General features: G+C 52.8%; 18 protein-coding genes. 14 read left to right on the top strand and 4 right to left on the bottom strand.

The features are described from left to right. Nucleotides 1–6: 6 nt before the first annotated feature. Nucleotides 7–855: an SDR family NAD(P)-dependent oxidoreductase gene (locus PAECUDRAFT_RS21330; protein WP_006040232.1), complete on the bottom strand. Its 849-nt coding sequence runs from the start codon at nt 853–855 to the stop codon at nt 7–9. A 132-nt stretch (nt 856–987) separates the two neighbouring features. Beyond that, complete coding sequence (locus PAECUDRAFT_RS21325) at nt 988–1,569, bottom strand: TetR/AcrR family transcriptional regulator (protein ID WP_006040231.1); 582 nt, start codon at nt 1,567–1,569, stop codon at nt 988–990. A gap of 169 nt (nt 1,570–1,738) precedes the next feature. Here PAECUDRAFT_RS21325 and PAECUDRAFT_RS21320 point away from each other — a divergent pair, with 169 nt between their 5' ends. Together PAECUDRAFT_RS21320 and pgmB (PAECUDRAFT_RS21315) are read left to right on the top strand one after the other, a co-directional pair. Beyond that, a complete protein-coding gene (locus PAECUDRAFT_RS21320; protein WP_006040230.1) occupies nt 1,739–4,048 on the top strand; it encodes a glycosyl hydrolase family 65 protein in 2,310 nt (769 codons plus the stop codon). Further along, the gene (pgmB, locus tag PAECUDRAFT_RS21315) at nt 4,029–4,673 is read left to right on the top strand and encodes a beta-phosphoglucomutase (RefSeq protein ID WP_006040229.1); all 645 of its coding nucleotides are present in this window, start codon (nt 4,029–4,031) and stop codon (nt 4,671–4,673) included. Before PAECUDRAFT_RS21320 ends, pgmB (PAECUDRAFT_RS21315) begins: the two co-directional genes overlap by 20 nt. 366 nt (nt 4,674–5,039) lie before the next feature. Here the strand turns inward: pgmB (PAECUDRAFT_RS21315) and pgmB (PAECUDRAFT_RS21310) are convergent, their stop codons facing one another. Then, complete coding sequence (pgmB, locus tag PAECUDRAFT_RS21310) at nt 5,040–5,675, bottom strand: beta-phosphoglucomutase (RefSeq protein WP_006040228.1); 636 nt, start codon at nt 5,673–5,675, stop codon at nt 5,040–5,042. Between the two features lie 35 nt (nt 5,676–5,710). After that, complete coding sequence (locus PAECUDRAFT_RS21305) at nt 5,711–8,017, bottom strand: glycoside hydrolase family 65 protein (protein WP_006040227.1); 2,307 nt, start codon at nt 8,015–8,017, stop codon at nt 5,711–5,713. Between the two features lie 357 nt (nt 8,018–8,374). Here PAECUDRAFT_RS21305 and PAECUDRAFT_RS21300 point away from each other — a divergent pair, with 357 nt between their 5' ends. The 12 genes from PAECUDRAFT_RS21300 to PAECUDRAFT_RS21245 all read left to right on the top strand — a co-directional run bounded on the left by PAECUDRAFT_RS21300 (nt 8,375) and on the right by PAECUDRAFT_RS21245 (nt 23,804). After that, nucleotides 8,375–8,821: a hypothetical protein gene (locus tag PAECUDRAFT_RS21300; RefSeq protein ID WP_006040226.1), complete on the top strand. Its 447-nt coding sequence runs from the start codon at nt 8,375–8,377 to the stop codon at nt 8,819–8,821. Nucleotide 8,822: 1 nt separating this feature from the next. Beyond that, nucleotides 8,823–9,041 (top strand): helix-turn-helix transcriptional regulator, encoded by a 219-nt coding sequence (locus PAECUDRAFT_RS21295; protein WP_006040225.1) that lies wholly within the window; start codon nt 8,823–8,825, stop codon nt 9,039–9,041. A 21-nt stretch (nt 9,042–9,062) separates the two neighbouring features. After that, nucleotides 9,063–9,980, top strand: a complete 918-nt coding sequence (locus tag PAECUDRAFT_RS21290; protein WP_006040224.1) for an NAD(P)-dependent alcohol dehydrogenase — start codon at nt 9,063–9,065, stop codon at nt 9,978–9,980. A gap of 961 nt (nt 9,981–10,941) precedes the next feature. Beyond that, the gene (locus PAECUDRAFT_RS21285) at nt 10,942–14,580 is read left to right on the top strand and encodes a glycosyl hydrolase family 18 protein (protein WP_006040222.1); all 3,639 of its coding nucleotides are present in this window, start codon (nt 10,942–10,944) and stop codon (nt 14,578–14,580) included. A gap of 324 nt (nt 14,581–14,904) precedes the next feature. After that, nucleotides 14,905–15,900, top strand: a complete 996-nt coding sequence (locus tag PAECUDRAFT_RS21280) for a daunorubicin resistance protein DrrA family ABC transporter ATP-binding protein (protein ID WP_006040220.1) — start codon at nt 14,905–14,907, stop codon at nt 15,898–15,900. Then, a complete protein-coding gene (locus tag PAECUDRAFT_RS21275) occupies nt 15,897–16,712 on the top strand; it encodes an ABC transporter permease (protein ID WP_006040219.1) in 816 nt (271 codons plus the stop codon). Before PAECUDRAFT_RS21280 ends, PAECUDRAFT_RS21275 begins: the two co-directional genes overlap by 4 nt. 183 nt (nt 16,713–16,895) lie before the next feature. Next, nucleotides 16,896–18,632: a sensor histidine kinase gene (locus PAECUDRAFT_RS21270; protein ID WP_006040218.1), complete on the top strand. Its 1,737-nt coding sequence runs from the start codon at nt 16,896–16,898 to the stop codon at nt 18,630–18,632. Nucleotides 18,633–18,635: 3 nt separating this feature from the next. After that, nucleotides 18,636–19,826, top strand: coding sequence for a response regulator transcription factor (locus PAECUDRAFT_RS21265; protein ID WP_006040217.1), 1,191 nt, complete (start codon nt 18,636–18,638; stop codon nt 19,824–19,826). 211 nt (nt 19,827–20,037) lie between these two features. Continuing rightward, complete coding sequence (locus tag PAECUDRAFT_RS21260) at nt 20,038–20,532, top strand: YhcH/YjgK/YiaL family protein (protein ID WP_083814236.1); 495 nt, start codon at nt 20,038–20,040, stop codon at nt 20,530–20,532. 53 nt (nt 20,533–20,585) lie between these two features. Beyond that, nucleotides 20,586–21,989, top strand: a complete 1,404-nt coding sequence (locus PAECUDRAFT_RS21255; RefSeq protein WP_006040215.1) for an ABC transporter substrate-binding protein — start codon at nt 20,586–20,588, stop codon at nt 21,987–21,989. Between the two features lie 84 nt (nt 21,990–22,073). After that, nucleotides 22,074–22,952 carry a carbohydrate ABC transporter permease gene (locus PAECUDRAFT_RS21250; RefSeq protein ID WP_006040214.1) on the top strand — a complete coding sequence of 293 codons (879 nt, stop codon included), beginning with the start codon at nt 22,074–22,076 and terminating at the stop codon, nt 22,950–22,952. A 9-nt stretch (nt 22,953–22,961) separates the two neighbouring features. After that, the gene (locus tag PAECUDRAFT_RS21245; RefSeq protein WP_006040213.1) at nt 22,962–23,804 is read left to right on the top strand and encodes a carbohydrate ABC transporter permease; all 843 of its coding nucleotides are present in this window, start codon (nt 22,962–22,964) and stop codon (nt 23,802–23,804) included. Nucleotides 23,805–23,808: the final 4 nt, after the last annotated feature.

Genomic DNA, 23,808 nt, shown 5'->3' with positions numbered 1-23,808 from the left:
AGTGCCTTATGCTGAAATATGGGCGATTTCCCGCAATTGCAGCAGAAGCTCGTTTTGGAGCTTGCCGTTCAGGGCAATGTGGGGAGGCCGAGCGACTTTGCCTTTTTCGATATAAATGCCTGTTTGACCGTCGAACGCAGCGTCATGCGCGGCCTCATAAATTCGTTTGGCTCCGACAGCAGGGGAGGAGAAGAAAGGACGAAATAGCTTAAACCAGCCAGGCAGTCCGCTGCTTTCTGACATTGCTGTTTTATTCGGTCCGGGATCGACGATGCACAGCAGAATATGGTCTCGGGCGAACGGTTCGGATAATGCGATGAATGCAGCTGCCGCGGCGAGCTTGCTTTGGGCGTAAGGTGTGAATTTTTTAAATGTCGTTGGCTTCCGCAGCTTGCCCGGATGGAGCTGGCGTGCCATTCTCATCGCGCTTGATCCGACTACGGTTACAATTGCGCCTCCTGATGCAGCGAGCTGAGGTTTGAGCAGATGTGTCAGCAGAACGGGAGCGACGGTGTTGACTTCAAAATGGATTTCGTTTCCTTGCGGGGAGAAGGCCAAACGGTTCTGGAGGATGCCTGCATTGTGAAACAGTCTGTCAATATGAGGATGTTGTTCAGCAATCTTCATTGCTGCCTCGCGAACCGCATCATGATTAGACAGATCGGCAATGATCGGTACAGCTGCAAGTCCCGGAAATGATTGGCGCAAGTCATGCAATTGCAGCTCCGTTCGAAGTCTATCCCTATTCATGAGCACGAGATGATAGCCATCCTGGGCAAGCAGTTTGCATAACTCCGTGCCTAGCCCAGAGTAGGATGCCGTAATTACAGCTGTTTTTGGTTTATCGTTTGACATGGTTATCCCTTCCTTTCAGTTTATATGGGACAAAATAGCGGCAATGCTTCTTGATCGATCTCATCACCTCCTTATTGGAATGATCGTTCAAATATATCGTAAAATAGGGACCTGTCTCGTCAGACAGGCCATCTATTTCAGAATGGATAACGTGCTTTGCACAACATCCTTGAAGAAGGGGGCAGGCAGGTTTGTTTTGGCAAGTGTAGCAAGGCCTGAGAAAGCGTTCGTAAAGTATCGGCCCAGCGCTTGCGGGTCAAGGTCTGATCGAAGCTCGCCGGAATGAATCCCTTGTTCGATAAATTGGGCGAAGGCTTGCTCTAGCCGTTCGAAATTTTGGGTCACCAGATCGGCGACCTTCGCGTCATGCAGGGCTAGCTCGGTTGAGGTATTCGTCATGAAGCATCCCCAATTGCATCCATCTTCGTGAACGAGCTCCGCTACGTTGGAGAATAAGCGTTCCAGCGTCGCAATAACTGGCAATTGGCGGGCAAGCACGCCAAGCGTCTGCGAGATGTAAGTATCCGAATAACGTGCAAGGCATTGGAGGTACAAGGAATGCTTATCTCCGAAAGTGTCATAGATGCTGCCTCGGTTTATTCCCATTTCCAACACGAGATCGTTAATCGACGTCCGTTCATAGCCTTTGCGCCAGAACAGCCGAAGCGCTTTCTCCAAAGCGGCGGAAGGTTCAAATTCTTTGGTACGAACCATTGCCTCCAGCCTCCTTGACAGTAGTATAGCTATTTTGGAACGATAGTTCAAATATAAAATGCGGCAACACCTTAAAATCAACCATCATTTCAATAAGATCGCGCCTGTCGGCCCCACTTGCCCCGCCTTACAATGGAAGGATATTCGATGCCGAAGGTGGGGAATGACAATGAGTTGGATCGTGGAACAATCCGGGTTCGATCCGGACAAGATTACGATTAACGGGAACAAATTTATGCAGGGCAACGGTGCTCTCGGCTACCGAGGGACGTTGGAGGAATTCACTAAGGAGCAGCTGACGGCATGTACGCCGGCAGGACTGTACGATAAAGTTGGCGATCAGTGGCGGGAGCCGATCAATGCGCCGAACGGGCTGTCGACGCGCTGGTTTGGCGACGGGGAGCCGCTGGGCCTGCTGACGTCGCGCCATGAATCGCATATGCAGTCGCTGAATATGCGCAATGCGGTTTTCCAGCGTGCAACAACGTTTGTAACCTCTGGCGGGAAACAAGTAGAGGTTCGCTCCAGCCGGTTTATCAGCATGCGCAAGCTTGATCTGATCGTCATGCAGGTGGAAGTACGCTGCTCGGAAGACGGCGAGCTGACGGTAGAGACGGGCATCGACGGTGACGTTTGGGATATCAACGGTCCACATCTTGAGGATTTTGCAATCGCGGAACAGGCAGGCATCGTTGGCTTGTCGGCGCTCACGCATGAGCTTCGCCAAACGGTATGCGTGGCGGAAGGCATCGTATGGTCGGGAATCGACGGCGCAGAGATGTCCGTTCGTTCCGCGAATAGCGCTTATCGCAAAGCGGCGTTCGCGTGCAAAGCGGGCCAAACGTATTCGTTTACGAAGTACGTTTCCGTCCAGTTCGGCGAGGATCAGTCGGAGACGACCCAAGCTGCGATGAATAGCGTGAAGGAAGCGATGGGAGCGGGCTACGAGCGCTTGCTGAGCGAGCATGAGCGGGAATGGGAGCGCAAATGGGCAGCTTCTGACGTGCAGATCGACGGCGACGATGAAGCGCAGTTTGCCCTGCGTTACAGCCTCTATCAGCTGCATATCATTGCGCCAAGCCATTCCGAGAAGGTATCGATTCCGGCACGGGGATTGTCCGGTCAGGTGTACAAAGGCGCCGTTTTCTGGGATACGGAAATGTTCATGCTGCCGTTCTTCCTGTACAGCCAGCCGGAAATCGCCAGAAATCTCGTCATGTACCGCGTACATACGCTGGAAGGCGCGCGCAGGAAAGCGGCGGAATATGGCTATCGCGGCGCTTATTTCGCATGGGAGAGTCAAGAAACGGGCGACGACGCGTGCACGCTGTTCAACGTGACGGACGTCTTCACGAATCGTCCGATGCGGACGTATTTCCGCGACAAGCAGATTCATATCAGCGCGGACGCGGCGCATGGCATTTGGGAATATTACCGGTTTACAGGGGACGAGAGCGCGCTGCTGGAGGGCGGTGCTGAGGTGATTTTGGAGTGCGCGAGATTCCTTCATTCCTACTCCTACTATAAAGTTGATAAGAATCGTTATGAATTGCTGGACGTAACGGGACCGGATGAATACCACGAGCGCGTCAACAACAATGCGTTTACGAACGCCATGGTCAGCATGACGCTGGAGATCGCATTGGAAACGGTAGAGCTGCTGAAGGAGAAGCATCCTGCGTTCTGCAACGAGCTGCTTGCGAAGCTGGAATTTGCTGGTGACTTGGAGCATCTGCGCGATATGCATCGGGAGCTGTATGTGCCGCAGCCTGATCCGGAGACGCTGCTCATCGAGCAATTCGATGGCTACATGAAGCTTGAGGATGTGGATCTGCCAACGTTGAAATCACGAATTTTGAACAAAAACGAGTATTTGGGCGGCGGCAACGGCCTTGCGACGACGACGCGCATTCTCAAGCAAGCCGATGTTGTGCTGATGCTCCACCTGCTGAAGGATCGTTATTCGGAGGAAGTGAAGAAGGCGAACTGGCGTTATTATGAGCCGCGTACGGAGCATGGCTCCAGCTTGAGCTCCTGTATCTACGCGCTGGTTGCTTCGGATATCGGATCGCCGGATTGGGCGTACAAGTATTTCATGAAGACGGCGACAATCGATTTGACTGGCGAATCCAAGCAGTACGTGGGAACGCTCTATATTGGCGGAACGCATCCGGCCGCGAACGGCGGCGCTTGGATGGCGGCCATTCTCGGCTTCGCAGGCGTTCGCCTGACAGGCGGAGAGATCGTCGTGAAGCCGTCGCTGCCGCAAGGCTGGAAGTCCATCACGGTTCCTGTCCTCATCAAGGGCCAGCAGTTCCGATTGCATATTACGGCTAACGAAGTAGTTATTGATTCGAACAGCAGCAACAGCACGGTGCAGACGTTCAAGATCGGCGAAGAACGGGTACAAGCGGAGTCTGGCAGCCAACTGACGATTCGATTGGATGGAGCGGGAAGCGGTGGCGGCCTTGCTGGATAATGTAAAAGGCGCTTTGTTTGATTTGGACGGCGTGCTCGTCGATACGGCCAAATACCATTATCTCGCTTGGAAGCAGCTTGCGGAGGAATTAGGCTTTGCATTCACCGAGGCTGACAATGAGCGATTGAAAGGCGTAAGCCGGACGAGATCGCTGGAAATCGTGCTTGAGGTTGGCGGGGTTTCATTGTCCGAGGCGGAGAAGCACCGGTTGGCTGAGGAGAAGAACGAGCGGTATCTGCAATATATTCGGAACATGGACGAATCGGAGCTGCTGCCAGGTGCGAAGGCCTATTTGCTCCAGCTGAAGGAGCAAGGCGTTCGAATCGCGCTTGGCTCGGCTAGCAAAAACGCAGTGTTCATTTTGGAGAAGGTCGGCATCCTGGAGCTGTTCGACAGCATCGTCGACGGCACGAAGGTGTCCAAGGCGAAGCCGGACCCGGAAGTGTTCACGCTCGGCTGCCATGAGCTGGGCTTAACGCCGCAGGATTGCGTCGTGTTCGAGGATGCGGAGGCTGGCGTGCAGGCGGCGATTGCCGCGGGCATGTACGTCGTCGGCATCGGAAGCGAGGCTATTCTGGGCGCGGCCAACCGCGTCGTGCGCGGATTGGATGAGCTGGTAGCGTGATTGTTGTAGTATGAGCGATAAAAGAAGGTGTCTCGTAAGCAGGATGCTGCACCGCAGTGCTTGCTTTAGGGACACCCTTTTTTTAACGGACCGCAGAGCCGCTATAACTCCAAAAAAGCGCCAACTGCACATGTAACGGACACCACGGCCGTTATTTAGCGATTTTATTGGCGTGAGAGGACGATATTGGTAGAATAGCGGCTGCTCGGTCCGTTACAACAGAAAATTGCCTGAATTTGAGCATATAAGGGCTGCTGGGTCCGTTAGGATAGGGGCTAACCCACTGCTGTCCTTCAATCGATTGGAGGAACAAAAAAAGCGCCCAAACTCCTGTAAAAGCGAGTGTGGGCGCTTTGCTGCGACGATTTATCCGGCCAGCTCAGCAAGACCTGCGATAACGAGATCGGCCTCTCTCAAAATCTCCGGGCTGCCGATGCCGACGACCTTCGATCCAGCAGCTTTGCCTGCCTGCACGCCTGCCTCCGCGTCCTCGAATACGACGCAGTCCTTCGGATCGAGGCCGAGCGCGACGCTTGCCGACACGAACACTTCGGGATCCGGCTTTGCCTTCGACACCTTGTTGCCGTCGATTACGGCATCGAATAGATCGGCAATTTCCAATTTGGATAAAATAAATTCGGCATTTTTGCTCGCGGAGCCGAGCGCGATTTTGACCCCTTGGCTTCTAAGCTGCTGCAAATAGGCTTTCGCCCCAGGCAAAATCTCCTCAGGCTGAAGCTTCGCAATAGACGCCACGTATTCCTTGTTCTTGCTTTCTGCCATTTCGTTAAACGTCTGCTCGTCGACCTCGATTCCGCCAATTTCAAGAAGAATGCGAAGCGATTCCACGCGACTAACGCCTTTGAGACGTTCATTATGGGCCTCTGTGAACTCGAAGCCTAGCCGGTTAGCCAACGCTTTCCAAGCGAGGTAATGGTATTTTGCCGTATCGACGATAACGCCGTCCAGATCGAAGATGGCGCCCTTCATATGCTCTAACATGCGGTATTCTCCTTCATCGTTTCAAAATGTCAAAGCTAAACGGGCATGCCGACCTTCACGAGGTCGATCGTAACGCCAGCTGCATCTACCGTGTACGCTTGACCGTAGATCGTAAGCTCGATCGCTGCGCCGGATACGACTTTAATAGAAGCGCTCTGCTTGTTGACTTCAACATGCAGCTTCGATTCTTTGTAAGAGATCGGGAAGCTGTAGCTGTCCCAGCGCGCTGGAATCGTTGGCTGCAGGACGAGCTTGTCGCCGTCGGAGCGCATGCCGCCGAAGCCGTACACGATATTCAGCCATGCCGCTGCAATCGAGGTCGTGTGCAAGCCTTCGCGCGTGTTGCGGTTGTAGTTGTCCAAGTCCAAACGCGTCGCGAATTCGAAAAATTGGTACGCTTCCTCATCCTTGCCGATCTCCGCTGCGAAGATGGAGTGAACGGAAGGCGAGAGCGACGATTCGTGAATGCAGCGCGATTCGTAATACTCGTAGTTGGCTGCTTTCTCTGCCAACGAGTAGTCGCCGCTGTACAGGAACATGAACATGAGCACGTCCGGCTGCTTGATCATGTCGTAGCGGTACAGGCGGTCATACGACCAGTGCGAGTACAGCGGGAATTCCGTTACCGGGATCGAGTGGATATCGAGATGCGGCATGTCGAAGAAGCCGTCATGCTCCTCATAGATGCCTGTTTTCTCGTCCTTCGGAATTTTCATGAGCTCCGCCTTTTTCTTCCAGTCCGCTTGCTCCTCCGCTGTGAGGGCAAGGCGTTCAGCCAATGCTTGGAACGCTTCGCTCGATTGCTCGGACATGCTGCCGATCACTTCGAGCGTATATTCGAACAGCTTCTTCGCCATTAGGTTGATGTAGCAGTTGTTGTTGACCATGAGCTGGAATTCGTCTGGTCCCATAACGCCGAAGTAGCCGTACAGGCCGGTTTGTTGGCCGTATTGACCGCGCGTCGCGTAGAAGCGGCTAATTTGAATGAGCATTTCGAGCCCTTTGTCATACAGGAATTCGGTATCTCCCGAGATGGTCACGTAGTGGCGAATGCCGTAAGCGACCGCCGTGCCGACATGGAGCTGAAGGTTCGAGTGCTGCCACAGGTCGCAGCTTTCCGTGCCGTCGATCGTTGCGATCGGATAGAAGGCGCCTTCGCAGTCCAGATCCTTCGCGCGATCAAGGGCGTAATCCAGCGATTTGTAGCGGAATTCGAGCAAGCTTTTGGCTGCTTTCGGGTTGTTGAAAATATAGAACGGCAAGCAATAGGACTCGGTATCCCAGAAGGCAAGGCCGCGGTATGCTTCGCCCGTGAGCCCTTTGGCGCCGATATTGAAGCCCGGATTGTCGCCGTGATACGTTTGATACAGGTTGAAAATACAGAAGCGAATGCCCTGCTGGTTGTCCGGGTCGCCTTCGATGACGATGTCCGACTCTTTCCATACGTTAGCCCAATAGTTCGCTTGCTGCTGCGCCAGCTCGTCATAGCTTGCGCCGACGTATGCTTGCGCGTTTTGCTGACCTGTGCTCCACAGCTGCTCGTTCGTAACTGCCAGATCCTTCTCGGCATAGTTGTAAACGAACTTATCGAACGTCGACGCTTCGCTTTGCACCAGCTTGATCGTCATATCTTGTCCGATGAAGCGGTCGCCTTCGACCAGCGTGCTGTTCAGCGCGTTCGGTACATGAGTCGAGAAGCCGGAGAAGAGACGGTTTTTCGTGTTGACCGTTTCGCCGAGCATCGCCGTTACGCCATTCGCTTGGCCATGCTGTACGCTTTGCCAGAAGCTGCGGCCTTGATCCTCGTGAATAACGGAGAAGTCAAGCCCTGTGCGTACGACGACTTCGCCGGAGAAGTTCACCGGTTCGAAGACGATGCGCTGGCAGCCTAGATTGGAAACGTTCATGCTGACGAAACGCTCGAACGTCAATTTCACGCGTTTGCCATCCGACAGCTGCCAGATAAAGCTGCGCAGGTAGGTGCCGCGCTTGAAGTCGAGCTCACGGGTGAATTCGCTGAATTCGCTCTTCGCCAGGTCAAGCGTTTCGCCGTCAATGCTAATGCGGGTATGCAGCCAGTCCACCGCGTTCACCATGAAGCGGAGGAAGCGAATGATGCCTTTATAATGGGCGGAAACTTTGCTTTCCTCGAATAGGCCATTGAAGTAGCTGCCGATCAAGGAGTCGCCGCTATAGCCCTCTTCCGGGTATGCGCGAACGCCCATATATTCGTTGCCGAGGGAAAAGATCGATTCCGATACGCGGTTTCGCGCCGGATCAAAGCCGTTCTCGATGACCTTCCATGTATCTACGACGAGATACTTATCTGCTATTTTTGCCACGCCTATCCACTCCTTCAGTGCGATTAGAAACAGTACACAGTCAAGATTAGTGCAAATGGCGCGTTGAAAAAATGTTCAACTCTAATGAATGTATGTGTATTTATACCGGGTTTCAGATGAGGGAAAAGCATTTTCGAATGTAAGCGATTATGCGAAAAACGATTTATTCTGTTGAATCGTCGAAGAAAGGGAGGGGTTCCTTGCTTCCCGGGAAGCGCAGCAAGTCGAAGCGGGCATGAGGCTGCTTCATGCGGATTAGATGTATAAAATATTTGACATAAGGTATGGTAAATGTTACATTCTGAGCAGATCAGGCCGCTTCCGCTCGCGGGGGCACCGACGCAAAGGAGCCGTGCCATGTCCTATCAGGAGAAGAAACATATCGTTTCGCTATTTAGCTCGATCTTGATTTTCGGGTCATATTGTTTCTATGTTTATTTGCGGTATCATGATGCCGTCATGGAAGGGACGGAGCTGTTCCGGTTTTGGGGCGCCGTCATTCTGATTCTCATTCCGGTTACGATCGTGGCCAAAATCATCATTGAAATCATCTTTGTCATCATTAACCGGATCGCAACGAACGAGGCAGCGCCCGCTTTTGCCGATGAATTGGATAAGCAAATCGAGCTGAGAGCGATGCGATTTTCCTACCTCGTGTTCGTTTTTGGTTTTTTGCTTGCGATGGGCTCATTGGTGCTGGAGATGAAAATATCCGTAATGTTCATCATTTTGATTCTCTCGGGGTTTCTGTCCGAGGTAGCCGGCATCGGATTGCGGCTTTATCTCTATCGAAAAGGAGTCTAAGATGGTCCAAAGTCACATTACTAGCAACATCCGCAGCTTACGATTCAATCATGGCGAAATGACCCAACAGCAGCTCGCCGACCTCGTTGGGGTGACCAGGCAGACCATTGTCGCGATTGAGAAGGGGAAGTACTCGCCTTCGCTGGAGTTGGCGTTTCGGATCGCGCGCGTTTTTAAGCTTTCGCTTGAGGAAGTGTTCACCTATGGGGATGAGGGATAATTAGAAGCGAGGTGGAGTTTCATGAGAGCAATCGTGTATGAACGGTATGGACCGCCGCAAGTGCTTTCGTTGAAAGAGGTGGCTGTCCCCGTGCCGAAGCGCAACGAAATCCGTGTAAAAGTTCATGCGACGACCGTATCGGCGGCGGATTGGCGCATAAGGAAGGCTGACCCGTTTCTAGCCAGGCTATTTAACGGTCTTTTTCGTCCCAAACGCGTGAAGACGCTAGGGTTCGAGCTGGCTGGTGTCGTCGATGCGGTGGGTGAAGACGTGACGCGCTTCAAGCGAGGCGACGCTATTTTTGCCTATACGGGTCTGGGCTTCGGCGCTTATGCCGATTATATTTGCTTGTTGGAAGATGGCACGAGGGCAAAAGAGGGCATAGTGGCGATGAAGCCCGTCAATATGACGGATGAGGAAGCCGCCGCCGTCCCTGTCGGAGGGTTAACCGCAATGGGCTTTCTTCGGCAAGGCGGCATTGCGCAAGGACAGAAGGTGCTCATCTACGGCGCTTCTGGAAGCGTAGGCACGTTTGCTGTGCAGATTGCCAAATGCTGCGGGGCAGATGTCACAGGGGTATGCAGCACCGCGAATGTAGAGATGGTGAAATCGCTCGGCGCCGATCGGGTCGTCGACTATACGAAAGAGGATGTAACGAAGCTCGGCGAGTCGTATGATTTGATTTTCGACGCAGTAGGCAAATTATCGTCTTCACGCTGTAAGTCCATGCTTAAGAAACAAGGCAAGTACGTCTCCGTTCGATCCTCGATTACGTTCAAGCATGAACATCTCGCTCAGCTTCACAGCCTCATTATAGAAGGGAAAATGCAAGCCATCATTGATCGACGCTATACGCTGGAACAAATTGTTGAAGCGCACACGTATGTGGAGCAAGGGCACAAGAAGGGGAATGTGGTCGTGACGGTCGCGCAAGACTGAGGCTTGAAGGTCGTCGGTTGACCGGCACATCGAGCGCTTATTCGCAACGGTGGGTGGAAAAAGCGGTGCAGCGCGTGTGCTGTACTGCTTTTTTGATTGGTTTACGCTGCCTACGTGGGGATGCCGCGGGTCATTCGCGAGACGCCGTGAGCATTCTGCGAGTTGTCATAGATAACGCGAGACGTCGAAGGTAACCCGTCAGATGTGCAGGTAACCCGTCAGATGTCGCAATGAAATCCCGTGCCGCCGCAAGCACCCCCACCCGCGAGTGCTAACGGACCGAGGAGCCGTTATTTCGAGGAAAACGGATGTTTCTCGAATCTAACGGACACCAGCGCCGTTAATGGACCGAAAAAGAGCATAATTGAGCCAAAATGCAAGCAATAACGTCCCTGGTGTCCGTTAGAGTCTGAAACCTGCTCATTTTAGCTTAATAGCGTCATCTGAGTCCGTTAGCCGCCGAAGCCGGGGGCATGTGGTATGCTGCTTGTGGAATATATGCCCAGCATGGTCCTCGCGCGCCTTTTGCATCCTTCTGCCCGTACCCCAATGCCTCCGCGTCCCCCGTTCGACGAAACCTCTCATTTCTCGCCAAAGGAGAACGAGCGACCCGCACAGAAAACAAAGAGAATCTCGTCCGAGTTAAGCCTCGCGCCTGCACATCGCTTACCCTTCCGCACCTCACATTCTGCATTTTTCCTCTCGCTCGTATTAAATTATCCCCTAATAATAGAATTGTGCACCTTACCCCGTACTCCTTTATGCTCCAAAATATAAATAAGAAGTAAATTACATTAATTACATAAATTACTTGGTGGTGATTCATGCGCGTTACGCAGCTTGACCTCGTTTTGTGCCCCAGCATTCCTCTGCATTCGCATCTCTGTGACTTTCCCTTATGTCCGCAACAAATGTGCCTTGTATCATGCTCCACCTACTTCATCCGATAGAGGTGATTCTATTGAAATTATCCATGATAAAAAAATATGCGCTGTCCCTCGAAGTCTACCTCGTGTTTGTTTTGCTGGTAGGTCTTCTTGCTTTCACGCCGCCGCATGTCCATGCAGAAGCAGGGGGCAGTGATGCTGGAAAAATCGGGCCTGCGAATCTTCACATCGCCAAGGATGACAACGGCAACGACTTGATTACGCATAACACGGCGAAAATCGCTTGGGATCTGGTTGGCGATGCTTCCAACAACAACGATATCGATATTTGGAATGCGGATACGAACGCTTGGCTTACCTGGGGGGATCGCGGCAACCAGACGATTGGCGGGCTGACGCCGAATACGACGTACCGCATTTACATTACATGGTACGCTGATCGGCCGTCCCTTGCGTATAAGAGCAATGTGCTCGAGTTTACGACCGCGCCGGACACGAGCGCTTATCCCGAGCCGCCGCTCGCAGCGCCTTCGCACCTCCGCACAACGGCGGTTACCGAGACGGGCATAACGCTGCAATGGACAGGCAGTCCCGGCGCGAATGGCTATGATTTCTACGTCAATGGCGCATGGAAGCAGGGAGTATGGGACGGCTCCAATACCGTTACCTATTCGCTGCCCGCGGATGTTACCGTCACGGGCGCTGTTTATACATTCGAGGTAGCGGCGCAAAACCTGCCCAAAACATCGAAGACAAGCAATGCGGTAACGATCAAATGGGGAGAGCTTGCTGCGCCTCGGGATGTGCAAGCGGTGACCGCAACGCGTACGGCTGTGTCGCTCGGATGGGCAGAGTCGCCGGGCGCGACAGGCTACGATATTTTTGCGGACGGCGCGCTGATCGGTTCAAGCAATGAGAATCGTTACGTTGCATCGGGGTTGCAGGAAGGGCATGCTTACTCATTTAAGGTTGTCGCCAAAAACGCGCTCTGGCGGTCGCCTGACAGCGAGACGGCGAGAGTCGTCCCCGGCGCTGATTATAACCTTGTGTCGTACTATACCCTGTGGTCCGCAAGCGAAACAGCGCGCAACTTCAAGCCTGCGGACGTCGATGTTTCGCAGCTTACGCATTTGAATTTCGCTTTTGCGGATTTGTGCTGGAAGGGCTTCGGCTCAGGCGCGGCCGCTTGCCAGAACGATAACGTGCCGCTGCAGAAGGATTACGTCTTTGACGGCGAAATGATCGTCGGCGATCCGACGACAGATCTGCCGCTCTTCGCAGAGTGGGCGGCGATTCGGGATGCGAATCCTCATCTGAAGCTGCTCATTTCCGTCGGCGGCTGGTCCTGGTCGAACAATTTCTCGAACATGGCGCGGACCGAGGAGACGCGGCGCGCGTTCGCGAATTCCGTCGTGGATTTCCTGCGAGCTTATATGCTGGACGGGTTAGATATCGACTGGGAATACCCGGTGGAGGGCGGCGAGGACGACAACGCGCGAGGTCCGGAGGATCGGGACAATTTTGCTCTGATGGTCCAGACCGTGCGTGAAGCGCTTGACGCTGCCGGCTCGGAGGATGGCAAATATTATTTGCAGACGATTGCTGCATCGCAAGGCGACAACTTCGTCACGAATGCGAAGCTGGCCGATTCGTCGCGTTATCTCGATTTTATAAACATCATGACGTATGACTACAGCGGAAGCTGGGAGCCGTTTGCTCACCATAATTCACCGCTTTATTACGACACAAAGCATCCCAAAGATTACGCGCCACGCAACAATACGCTTGGCGGTGTGTTGGGCGAGCTGAACGGCGGCGTACCGCATTACAAGGTGCAAATCGGCATTCCGTTTTATGGAAAAGGTTGGATAGGATGTCCGGCAGCCGGCGAGTATCAAACCTGCCAGAGCTCGGCGCCATTCGGCACCTGGGAGAACGGCGCGTTCGACTTCACCGATATCGAGGAAAATTATTTGAATCATGAGGGCTATGCCAAGCAATGGAACGAAGCGTCTAAAGCGGCCTCGCTGTTCAATCCGGCGAACGGCGTCTTCCTCACCTATAACGACGAAGCGTCGATGATGTACATCGCTTCGCTCGCGAAGTCGCTTGATTTGCCAGGCGTCATGAGCTGGGAAATTAGCGGCGACCGCAATCGGACGCTAACGACGCGATTGGCGAAGGATTTGCCGATCAATGGGCAGCCGAATGCCGATGCGCTAGCTGCTCCGACGGAGCTGAAAGCTGCCACGGTTGGAAGCAATACGATTGAAGTGAAGTGGCATGCATCGACGAGAGCGACCGCTTATGAGGTCTATGTCGGCAAAGTGCTGGCGGGGACGACCTCCGGTACGTCATTCACATTGACAGGTCTTGCGCCGGAGACGAATTACAGCATTGAAGTGCTTGCGGTCGAAAAGGCTGGCGGCGTCCTGCGCAATGTTTCGATGTTCAGCAGCGTTTTGGCTGTGAAGACGATCCAGCCGCCGGTCGTGCCATCGGGGATAACGTTCCAGTCTTCTGTGAAGGTAGGGCTGGAGACGCGGAGCGTGAAGGAAGGAGAAAGGCTGGCAATTAGCTTGCCGACGGACGCTGCCCTGAGGGCGATTCAAGCTTCCTCGTCATCTGAGATTCCTGTCATCATTGACGGTGAAGCGAAGCAAATTCAAATCGCCGTATCGAAGGAGATTGTAGCCGCAATCGCTGCCAAAGGTAACGATGCAGCGCTAGTCATCCGTTGGAATGATATATCCTTCGACATTCCGATCCTTTCGCTTCCTACGGATAAGGATATCCGCATCACGATTGGGGAGCCGGACCAGAAGACCTTGGAAGCATGGAAGAAGCTGTTGGAGCTAGGCGGGTATTCATCCATCGCATCGCCAGTTGCCTTCCAGATTGAAAGCAAGCAGTCAGACGGCTCGTACGCCGAAATCGAGAACTTCAACAATCGGTTCCTCTCGCACCTGTTCAAGCTGAAGGCGTCTGGCCTCGATCAGAGCCATGCGGCCGGAGTCGTTTATGTGCCAGAGTCGAATGAGCTGCGTCCCGTGCCCGTTCTGTTCGCCGACAACAGCGATGGTACGGTTTCCGCAGAGCTGAAGCGGCAGGGCAATAGCGTCTACGGCATTGTGAAAACGTCTGTTTCCTACACGGATGCATTGCCGGTATGGGCGAAAAAGGATGTTGAAGCCGCTGCTTCAAGGCTAGTCGTCGAAGCTGATTCAGTAGGCTTGTTCGGGGGCTCACGCGAGCTTACGCGCGCGGAAGTCGCGTCGCTTATCGTCAGAGCGCTCGGCATTTTGCCGGAGAAGTCGGCAACGGCAGCTGAAACAGCTTTCAAGGACGTTGACGCTGGTTCAGCATTCGCAGCGGACATCGCAGCAGCTAAGCAGGCGGGCCTCGTGAACGGCAGAGGGAACGGCTTCTTCGATCCGAATGCCGCCGTCACGCGCGAGGACTTCGCGGTCATTCTCGCGAAAGCACTGGCGTATGCGGGCGAGAAGACAGTTGCAGATTCCGCAGTTTTGGATCGGTTCACGGATAAAGCGGCCGTCTCCACCTATGCGCAAGCGTCGCTCGCGATTCTCGTGGAGCAGGGAATATTGAACGGCGTTTCGGCCGACAAGCTCGCTCCGCAGGCGAAAGTAACGAAGTCGCAAGCGACAGTGCTCGTCATGAAGCTGCTGAGAAACGTTGGTTTAGCGAACTGAAAAAATGAACGAAATGCCCCGAGGGCCTCTAATGGACCTTCGGGGCATTTGGCATTTGTTCTCCTTCGCGAGGCGGAGCTTCATTCATTCCGGAGTGCCTGTTAGGGGCTTCCCCGTTATAGTACCATTGGTTACGCTGGCGCATTTCGATTCCTGCGCCTTAACGGGCAGCCGATTAATCGTTTCTAATTGATCAGGCTGTGCTTTGCGTGGGTCGGATAAGTAAATCTCATGATGCAGGCCGTTATTTTAACGCTGTTTAAATTCAGTTTATAAACGAGCGGTATGATCACATTATCAACAGTTGAATTGGAGGAATTAACAATGAAACAAGAACATAACGATTGGGCAGTCGAAGCGCACGGACTCGTCAAAACGTTCGGCGATAACCGCGCGGTGGATGGCGTAAATTTGAAGGTTAAGACCGGTTCGATCTACGGCGTGCTTGGCCCGAACGGCGCAGGCAAAACAACGACGATTCGTATGCTGGCAACCTTGCTAAGACCGGATGCGGGATCGGCTAAAATTTTCGGTCACGATGTCGTGAAGGAGTCGCAAATCGTCCGTCAATTGATTGGCGTGACCGGTCAGTATGCATCGGTCGACGAGTCGCTGAGCGCAACGGAGAACCTCATTATTTTTTCCCGGCTGCTTGGGCTCGGAGGCAAGGAAGCACGCCGCAAATCAGAGGAGCTGCTGGAGGAGTTCGGATTGACCGAAGCCGCGAAGCGCCCGCTCAAAAATTTCTCCGGCGGCATGCGTCGCCGTCTGGATCTTGCAGCGAGCCTGATCGCACAGCCGCCGCTTATTTTCCTCGACGAACCGACGACAGGCTTAGACCCGCGCACAAGAGCGCAGATGTGGGAAACGATTCGCCGATTGGTGAAAACAGGCTCGACGGTCTTGCTGACAACGCAGTATCTCGATGAGGCAGACCAGTTGGCGGATCGGATCGCGGTGATTGATCGCGGCCATGTTGTGGCGGAAGGCACGGTTGATGAGCTGAAAGCATCTGTCGGCAACTCGTCTTTGCATCTGAGAGTCCAAGATCCGCAGGATATCGAGATTGCACGCAGGAAGATCGAGCAGGTGCTGAGCGTCCAATCCAGCGTGTCGTCGGAAGCTGGCCGAATTACGGCTCCGATGGCGAATGTCGATCTCGTGACCGACCTGTTGATCGAGCTGCGCTCGGCGGGCATTCAATTGGCAGAGATGAGCGTGCAAAAGCCTACGCTCGATGAAGTATTCTTAACGATTACAGGCGAAGGCGCATCGCAAGCGTCCAATGAATCGAATAAACAAGAGGTGGCAAGAGTATGAATACGACAACGATTAAACCAGGCGCAGGCCGCAAGCTGAAAAACCACACGAGCTTTGGCCAGTCGGTCCGACATTCGTTAACGATGGCTTATCGCGGCTTGCTGAAGCTCCGCCGCACGCCAGAGCAGCTATTCGACGTAACGCTTCAGCCGATCATTTTTACGCTCATGTTTACGTACATTTTCGGCGGTGCGATCTCCGGTGATGTGCAAAGCTACTTGCCTGTTATTATTCCCGGCATTCTCGTCCAGACGGTTATTACAACCTCAATCGTGACCGGCGTTCAGCTGCGCGAGGACATGGATAAAGGCGTATTCGATCGATTCAAATCGCTGCCTATTGCGCGCATAGCCCCATTAGCGGGGGCGTTGTTGGCGGATACGATTCGGTACACGATCGCTACCGTGCTTACGTTCGGCATGGGCTATATTATGGGTTACCGTCCTGACGGCGGGTTCGGCTATGTTGCGATCGCTGCACTGCTCGTCATTTTCTGCTCATGGGCTATTAGCTGGATCTTCGCTTTCTTCGGCGTCATTGCACGTACAGCTTCGAGCGTGCAAGGCATTTCCATGCTGGTATTATTCCCGCTCACGTTCCTCTCGAATGCATTCGTGCCTGTTGAAACGATGCCGAAATGGCTGCAATGGTTTGTTAACATCAATCCAATCTCGCATCTCGTTACGGCTGTCCGTGATCTGACGAACGCAGGCACTGCCGGCTCAGATCTCGTGATCGCGCTCATCGGCGCTATTGTTATCGTAGCGGTATTCGCGCCGCTCACAGTACGCGCTTATATGCGACGGACGTAGGAGCCGCATAAAAACTTCATCTGCGGATCGCCTCATCCGGCGCCTCCGCTTCTCCGAACACCTTAATCGGCTGCCTTGCTGATTAAGGTGTTTTTGCTATCATTAAATCAATTGGCGATTGGAAACGATAAAGTATAATATCTAGATAATGATGAGTAATCGGCCGAAAGGAGTGAGGAAATCATGAACTCAATCCGTTACAAAATCTTCTTTTCAACATTAGTATTCCTTATAATTCCATTTATTCTAACCTTCAATTGGATGAATAAAAAGCTGGAAAACGTGATTGAGCAGAAGATCGGCAGTGCCGCGCAGGACTCGTTGTATTTGGTCAATTTCAACATCGAGCTGTTTCTGGAGGACATGCTGCAATCCTCTCTCAGCATCGCGACGAATCCGACGATCACGAAGCTGCTGAAGGAGCCGGAAGCATTCAGTCCTTATGAAAAGCTGCGGTTGAACGATGCGGTGCTTAACCGGCTGCATAGCTCCTATTTTACGAATACGGATGTGACGTTATTCGACCGCAAGGGCAATTGGCTAAGCACGAGCTACCTGACGGAAAACCTGCTTCAAGAATACATAGGCGCCACCTGGTATCGGCAAATGATGAGCAAGCCATATCAGCAAAAATGGTTTTTCAATCATAAAGAGCGGCTCTACTTGGATCGTAAGCCGATCATCACGCTTGTGAAGACGATAACGGAGCTTCAGAGCTCCCAAAATATTGGCATGGTCGCCTTTAGCGTGAACGAGACAGACATTCGCGGCTATTTGAAGGGCCTGAAGGGCGAAGTGTATCTCGTCGATCAGGCGGGAACGGTCGTGTCGAGCCCGACGAAGGCGATGGTAGGCCAAAGCCTATCGAAGGAAAGCTACATGCATAGCGTAAGCGCGGGCCGGAACGGGCAAGAAATTATCGAGAAAAACGGGCGAAAGTGGATCGTCAATTACGATACGGTACAGATGAATGGCTGGAAGATTGTCCAGGTAGTTCCGTACGATACGGTTTTCAAAGAAATTTACGACATCCGCCATACGAATATTATTTTGTTCATTCTTATTCTTATCGTATTCCTGCTTATTACGATGTCGATTGCTTACGGGATATCGAAGCCGCTTAAGCTGCTTAGGAAACGGATGCGCGAGCTGGAGGACAAGGGATTCCATTCGACCTTATCGGTATCGGGTCCGCAGGAAATCGCTTCGCTTATCGAAACCTACAACAAGATGGTGAAGGAGATTCGGGGACTGCTGATTCGGGTGAAGGAGGAGTACGAGCAGAAGGAGGACATGCGCTTCCGTGCGCTGCAAGCGCAGATTAATCCTCATTTCATTCTGAACACGCTGAACAATATCAAATGGATGGCTTACATTCGCAACGACGGCGAGGTCGGCGATATGCTTTCCAATCTGGGCGGCATTCTGGAAGGCAGCGTCGGCAGGGGAAGCAGCCTTATTCCATTGCGCCAAGAGCTAAGCTACATCGAGAATTACGTTGGCTTGATGAAGATGAAGTTTCCTGATCTGACGCTGGAATTCGATATCGCTGAGGAGTGGATGGAGCAAGAGGTGATCCAGATTATGCTGCAGCCTATTATCGAAAATAGTCTGATGCATGGCATCGAGCCTTCGAACGAAGCAGGACGGATCATGCTGCAGGCGCAAGGCGATAGCGGGCAATTTATGCTGGAAGTGCGGGACAACGGGGTTGGCATGGACGAGGAGCGGTTGAAGCTTATTCGCGAGCGGCTGGCTGCTGATGCAACCGCTGCTCCGCCGGAGCGGATCGGCATTAAAAATGTGCATGACCGGATTCGGCTGCAATATGGGGATGATTTTGGCATTCGAATCGAAAGCATGAAGGATAACGGTACGCGGGTGCAATGCATTTTGCCTCTAAAGAGACGGGAGGGATAAACGATGAAGATGAAGGTGATGCTGGTCGACGATGAGCTGCTGGTGCGGTTGGGGATCAAATCGCTGATCGACTGGGAGAAGCATGGCTTCGAGTTTATCGGTGACGCGCCGGACGGAGAGAAGGCGCTTGAGCTGATGGAGCGGCAAATCCCGGATATTTTGCTGACCGATATCGTCATGCCGCGCATGGATGGCTTGGAGCTGATCGAGATCGTGAAGAAGCGATATCCACAGACGTTAGCCATCGTACTGAGCAGCCACAATGAATTCGACTATGTCCGCAAGGCGATGAAGCTCGGCGTGGAGGACTATTTGCTGAAGACATCGATGAAGCCTTCGGAGCTGCTGGAGCTGCTGATTGAAGCCTCAGCCAAATTAGCCGATAGCGTTACGCAGACAAGTGCTCCCGAACAACAGGGGACGAGCTTGAAGGAGAACGATAAAGAGGGCTTAACGCGGCGATTGGGGGCTTGGATTTCAGGCGAGAAGCCGGATGCTGCAGGCGAAGAGGAGCTGCCAGCGACAAGCGTTCTTCTTGTATTGTCGGTGAAGCAGATCCGGGACGGCGCAATGGCGCAATCGGCGATTCGGCTGCTGGAGCATTTGGTCTTGGCGGAGCTGGGGGAGGTGCTGGGCGCATCGCCTATCGCCATAGAAAGCGCAGGGCTGGTTGCTCTGCTAGCTCTGCCAGCCTATGACGAGGGAGAGCTGGAGCGGACCGTAAGCCATCTTGTCAGCGCATCGCAGCAGCTGCTCGGCATAACGCTATCGGCGGAATGGAGCGGCGTGTTAACCGGCTGGGAGGAGATTGCCGATTTCTATGCGGCTGCAATCGCATCGGTGGCCGGTCAGGGCAGGCGCGAGCCGTCGCGCGAGGATATCAAGCGATTGCTGGATTATATGGGCGCCAATTATACGATGGAGCTATCGCTCAAGCAGGCGGCAGCCATGATTAATATGAGCGAAAGCTACTTGAGTACGATTTTTAAGAAGGAGACGGGCCTTGGGTTCACGGATTGGATTAACGCCATGCGCATCGAGCAAGCGGCTGCTTATCTTGAACAGACGAACCACCCGAGCTATTGGATTGCAGAGCAGGTCGGATATGAGAACATCAATTATTTCGGCCGCATTTTCAAAAAAATAAAAGGCGTCAGCCCCCAGAAATATCGAGCGTTGCATCAGAAAAAATAGCGCGCATTCTGCTCCCCGATGATCGGGGGGCTCTTTTTGTGTAAGCGTATTCATAAATTTGTGAACAGTCGATCGCAAGAAAGTGAATAGTATCGGAAATTCGAATAATAGTGAACAAATCCCGATAATTCCGTTCCTGTTGGGACCCGTCTTGCGGGCCCTATAATGAGCGTAGAACCTTTCGCAACCGAAGTTCAGGAAGGCTCGGACGATGAGAAGAGGGGGACAGACACAGATGATTGTAGGCTCCATCAGCCAGTGGGAAACCCAGCGGCAACGAATGCATCCCGTGCTTCGCAAGGCGATCGATTATTTGGCTCAGCAGGATATGGGCACACTGGAAGAAGGTGTGTACCCTGTCTGGGGCGGGGAGCTGTCTGCAAGGGTGATGCGCTATGAGACCAAGCTTAAGAGCGAGCAGCCAGCCGAGAAGCATGAACGATATCTTGACATTCATTATGTGATTGAGGGCGAAGAGATCATCGGCTGGAAACAGGATGACGGGTTAAACGAGCCAACGCAGCCTTATGATGCAGTGAATGATTTTGCGTTATACGGCGACCTGCAAGGCGAGAGGATGATGACGCTGAAGCCGGGCATGTACATGGTGCTGTTCCCGGATGACATTCATCGGCCGGGGTTAACGGAGTCAGCCGTCTCCAAGGTGCGGAAAGTCGTGATGAAGGTTCATGTCGGATTGTTTTAATCTCGAAGATTGGCAGCAGAAATCAACACGATAATCGAGGGGGAAAAAGAACGATGCGCAACAAACGTTTGTCGACAGTGGCTTCATTCCTGCTTATCATTGCCCTTCTGGCGGGCTGCTCCAGCAATTCCGCAAGCTCCGGTACCGATAAGGGCGCCGATACTGCAGCAAGCGGCAAGAAAAAGGTCGAAATCGCGTTATGGCTTACGCCGCAGTGGAAAGGCGTCTTCGACGCAACGGAAGCGGATGCCGATTATGACAGTTTCTTCAAGTATGCGGCGGACAAGTTTGCCAAGCAGTATGACAAGTACGATGTAAAAGTAAACGTTCAAGTCGTAGCAGGCGACCAGCGCGATGAGCTGCTCAACGTCAATCTCAACGGCGGAACACCTCCGGACGTGTTCTTTGAAAGCGCTTTTGCAATGGGCGATTATGCGCATCGCGGCGCATTGGTGCCGCTCAACGATATCGTGGACGATGCAGCCAAGAAGGATATCGACCAAGGCTATTGGGACAACGTCACGTACGGTAAGGATATTTACTTCTACCCGTTCTCGCATAACCCGGGAACGTTCGCATACAACGCAGATATGCTGAAGGCGGCGGGCCTTGAATCGTTCGTCGGCGGCGACAACGAGATCAAAACATGGACAATGGACGAGTATAACCAAATTTTGAAGGGGCTGAAGGAGAACCTGCCGAAGGACAAATATCCGAACGCTTACCCGATGGCGCTCTATGCGCTTAACAATCAAGGCGATACCTGGAACCTTGCTTATCTCCGGATGTTCGGCAGCAAATTCTTCGACGACCAAGGCAACATCGCCATCGCTGACGAGAAGGGCATTCAGGCTGCGCAATGGCTGAAGGATATTTATAAAGCAGGCTATACGAACCCGGGCGCGGAGTCCGTATCGTCCAATGATGCGAACGCGATGTTCCAGAACCAGCAGCTGGCGATCAGCTTCACGAACGCGATTCTATTCAACAATGCGAAGGCGGATATGAACGCTGGCAAATCGCCGAAGTTCGATATCCGATTGGCTAACATTCCATCGATAAGCGGCGATCCGCTTACATTCACATACGTTGTAGGCGCCAGCGTATTCAAATCGAGCGACGCGACGAAAACCGAGGTTGCCAAGGACTTTGTGAAGTTCTTCTCCAGCGATCCGGAGCTCGTCAAGGCTTCCAAAAACAGCATTCCGGTCAGAAGCTCCGTCGTTGCAGAGCTGAAGTCGCAATACCCATTGTTCTCGGCTTACGATGCCAACGCTCCGCACATGTTCAGCTTCACGGGCAACGTGCCTGGCTATAGCGAGCTCAGACAAGTGCTCTATCCAGAGCTGCAAGCGATCTATGTCGGCGAGAAAACGCCGGAGCAGGCCATGAAGGATTATCAAACCAAGGGCAACAGCGTCATTCAAAAGGCGAGAGAAAGCTCCGTTCTGAAGTAATCGCATTAGGTTATCAATTCATGCTCGGCGCTCCATCGCCGCTGGTGGCGATGGAGCGCCGGATAAGAAAGGGAACGGATGTCCATGAAATTATTACGCAATCAGACTTGGAAGGAAAACGTAACGGGCTATCTGTTCATCATGCCACAGCTCGTACTGTTTTTGATCTTTATCGTGTACCCCATTATTGAGGGGATTCGCTTGAGCCTGTACAAGGTGCAATATCAGCAAGAAACGTTCGTCGGCTTTCAAAATTACAGCACGCTGTTCCATGATCCGGTATTTTTCAAATCGATTGTCAACACGATCATTTTCGTCGTCTTTATCGTCATTTTGACCGTAGGCTTTGCTTTATTCGTATCCTCAGCCGTCTTTGACAAGAACGCGAAGTATGTCTCGTTCATTAGAGGAAGCTACTACATTCCGGTTATGGTCTCGATGGTCGTCATGAGTATGGTATGGGGATTTTTGCTCAATCCCGCTAATGGGCTTATTTCGTATGCCGCGCGGGAGATGAACCTCTCTACTTTTAATTTGCTAGGGAACAAAAATACGGTATTGCCGGTCGTCATCTTCGTCACTTTCGCTACGAATGTCGGTCAGGCGATCATCTTATATATTGCTTCCATGATCGGCGTTCCCAAGGATTTGTTCGAAGCGGCCGAGGTGGACGGCGCAAGCCGAGTACAGGTCATTTTCCAAATCCTCATTCCGCTCGTCAAGCCGACAACGATCTACATTACGATCATTAACATTATCGCCGTCTTGAAAATCTTCGTGGTCATTCAGATGCTGACCGGCGGCGGACCGAACAATGCGACCGTCACGATGATGTACTACCTTTACAATAATGCGTTCAAGTATAACCAGCTTGGCGTCGCATCCGCGGTAGGGGTCATCATGTTTATCATTACGCTGCTGCTCTCTGTGCCTCAGCTAAGAGCGATGTTCAAAGAGAGGTGAGGGATATCCATGCAACCAGTTAATCTTCCGAAAAAGCGGGAGCTGTACGATGTTTTCGCTAACATTTTGGTTTGCGTATTCGCGGTCGCTAACCTGTTTCCGCTCTATTGGCTGTTTACAAGCTCACTCAAGAACAGCTCGGATGTGATCAAGATGCCGCCGGACTGGTGGCCACGGACATTCACGTTCGCCAATTATACCGAAGTGTTTCGCAATCAGCCTGCGCTTCGCTGGACCTTCAACAGCTTGTATGTCGCGGGGTTAACAACCTTGCTGGTCGTCATCGCAAGCGCTATGGCGGCTTATGCATTCTCGAAGCTGCGGTTCAAGGGGAGAAACGTTATTTTCATCGTGTTTGTCTCCAGCATGATGGTGCCGAAGGAAGTTATGATCGTTCCATTGTTCCGGATTACGCAGGATTTGGGACTGGTGAACAGCGTATACGGCATGATATGGCCCAATGTCGCAATCGCTTTCGGCGTGTTTCTGCTGAAGGGCTTCTTCGACAGCGCGCCGGATGCGCTGCGCGAGGCGGCGCGGATCGATGGAGCGGGCGAAGTCCGAACGTTTCTCCAGATTTTGCTCCCGATCGTCAAACCGGGTATTGGCGCATTGTTTATTTTGAATTTCGTGCAGGTTTGGAACGACTACCTATGGCAGCTCGTGGTTGGCCAAGAGAAGGAAAGCAAGACGCTTATGGTCGGCATCGCGACGCTGATGCAGGATTTGAACCCGAACTTCGCTTATAAAATGGCTGGCGCAACCGTCGCGGCAGTCCCAATGCTCCTCATTTTCATTTTGTTCCAAGGGTATTTTACCCGTGGAATATCCATTGGGGCCGTGAAGGAATAACGAA

It is taken from the genome of Paenibacillus curdlanolyticus YK9 (assembly GCF_000179615.1).
Lineage (GTDB): Bacteria > Bacillota > Bacilli > Paenibacillales > Paenibacillaceae > Paenibacillus_T > Paenibacillus_T curdlanolyticus.
This window is presented reverse-complemented; position numbering and strand designations above follow the sequence as displayed.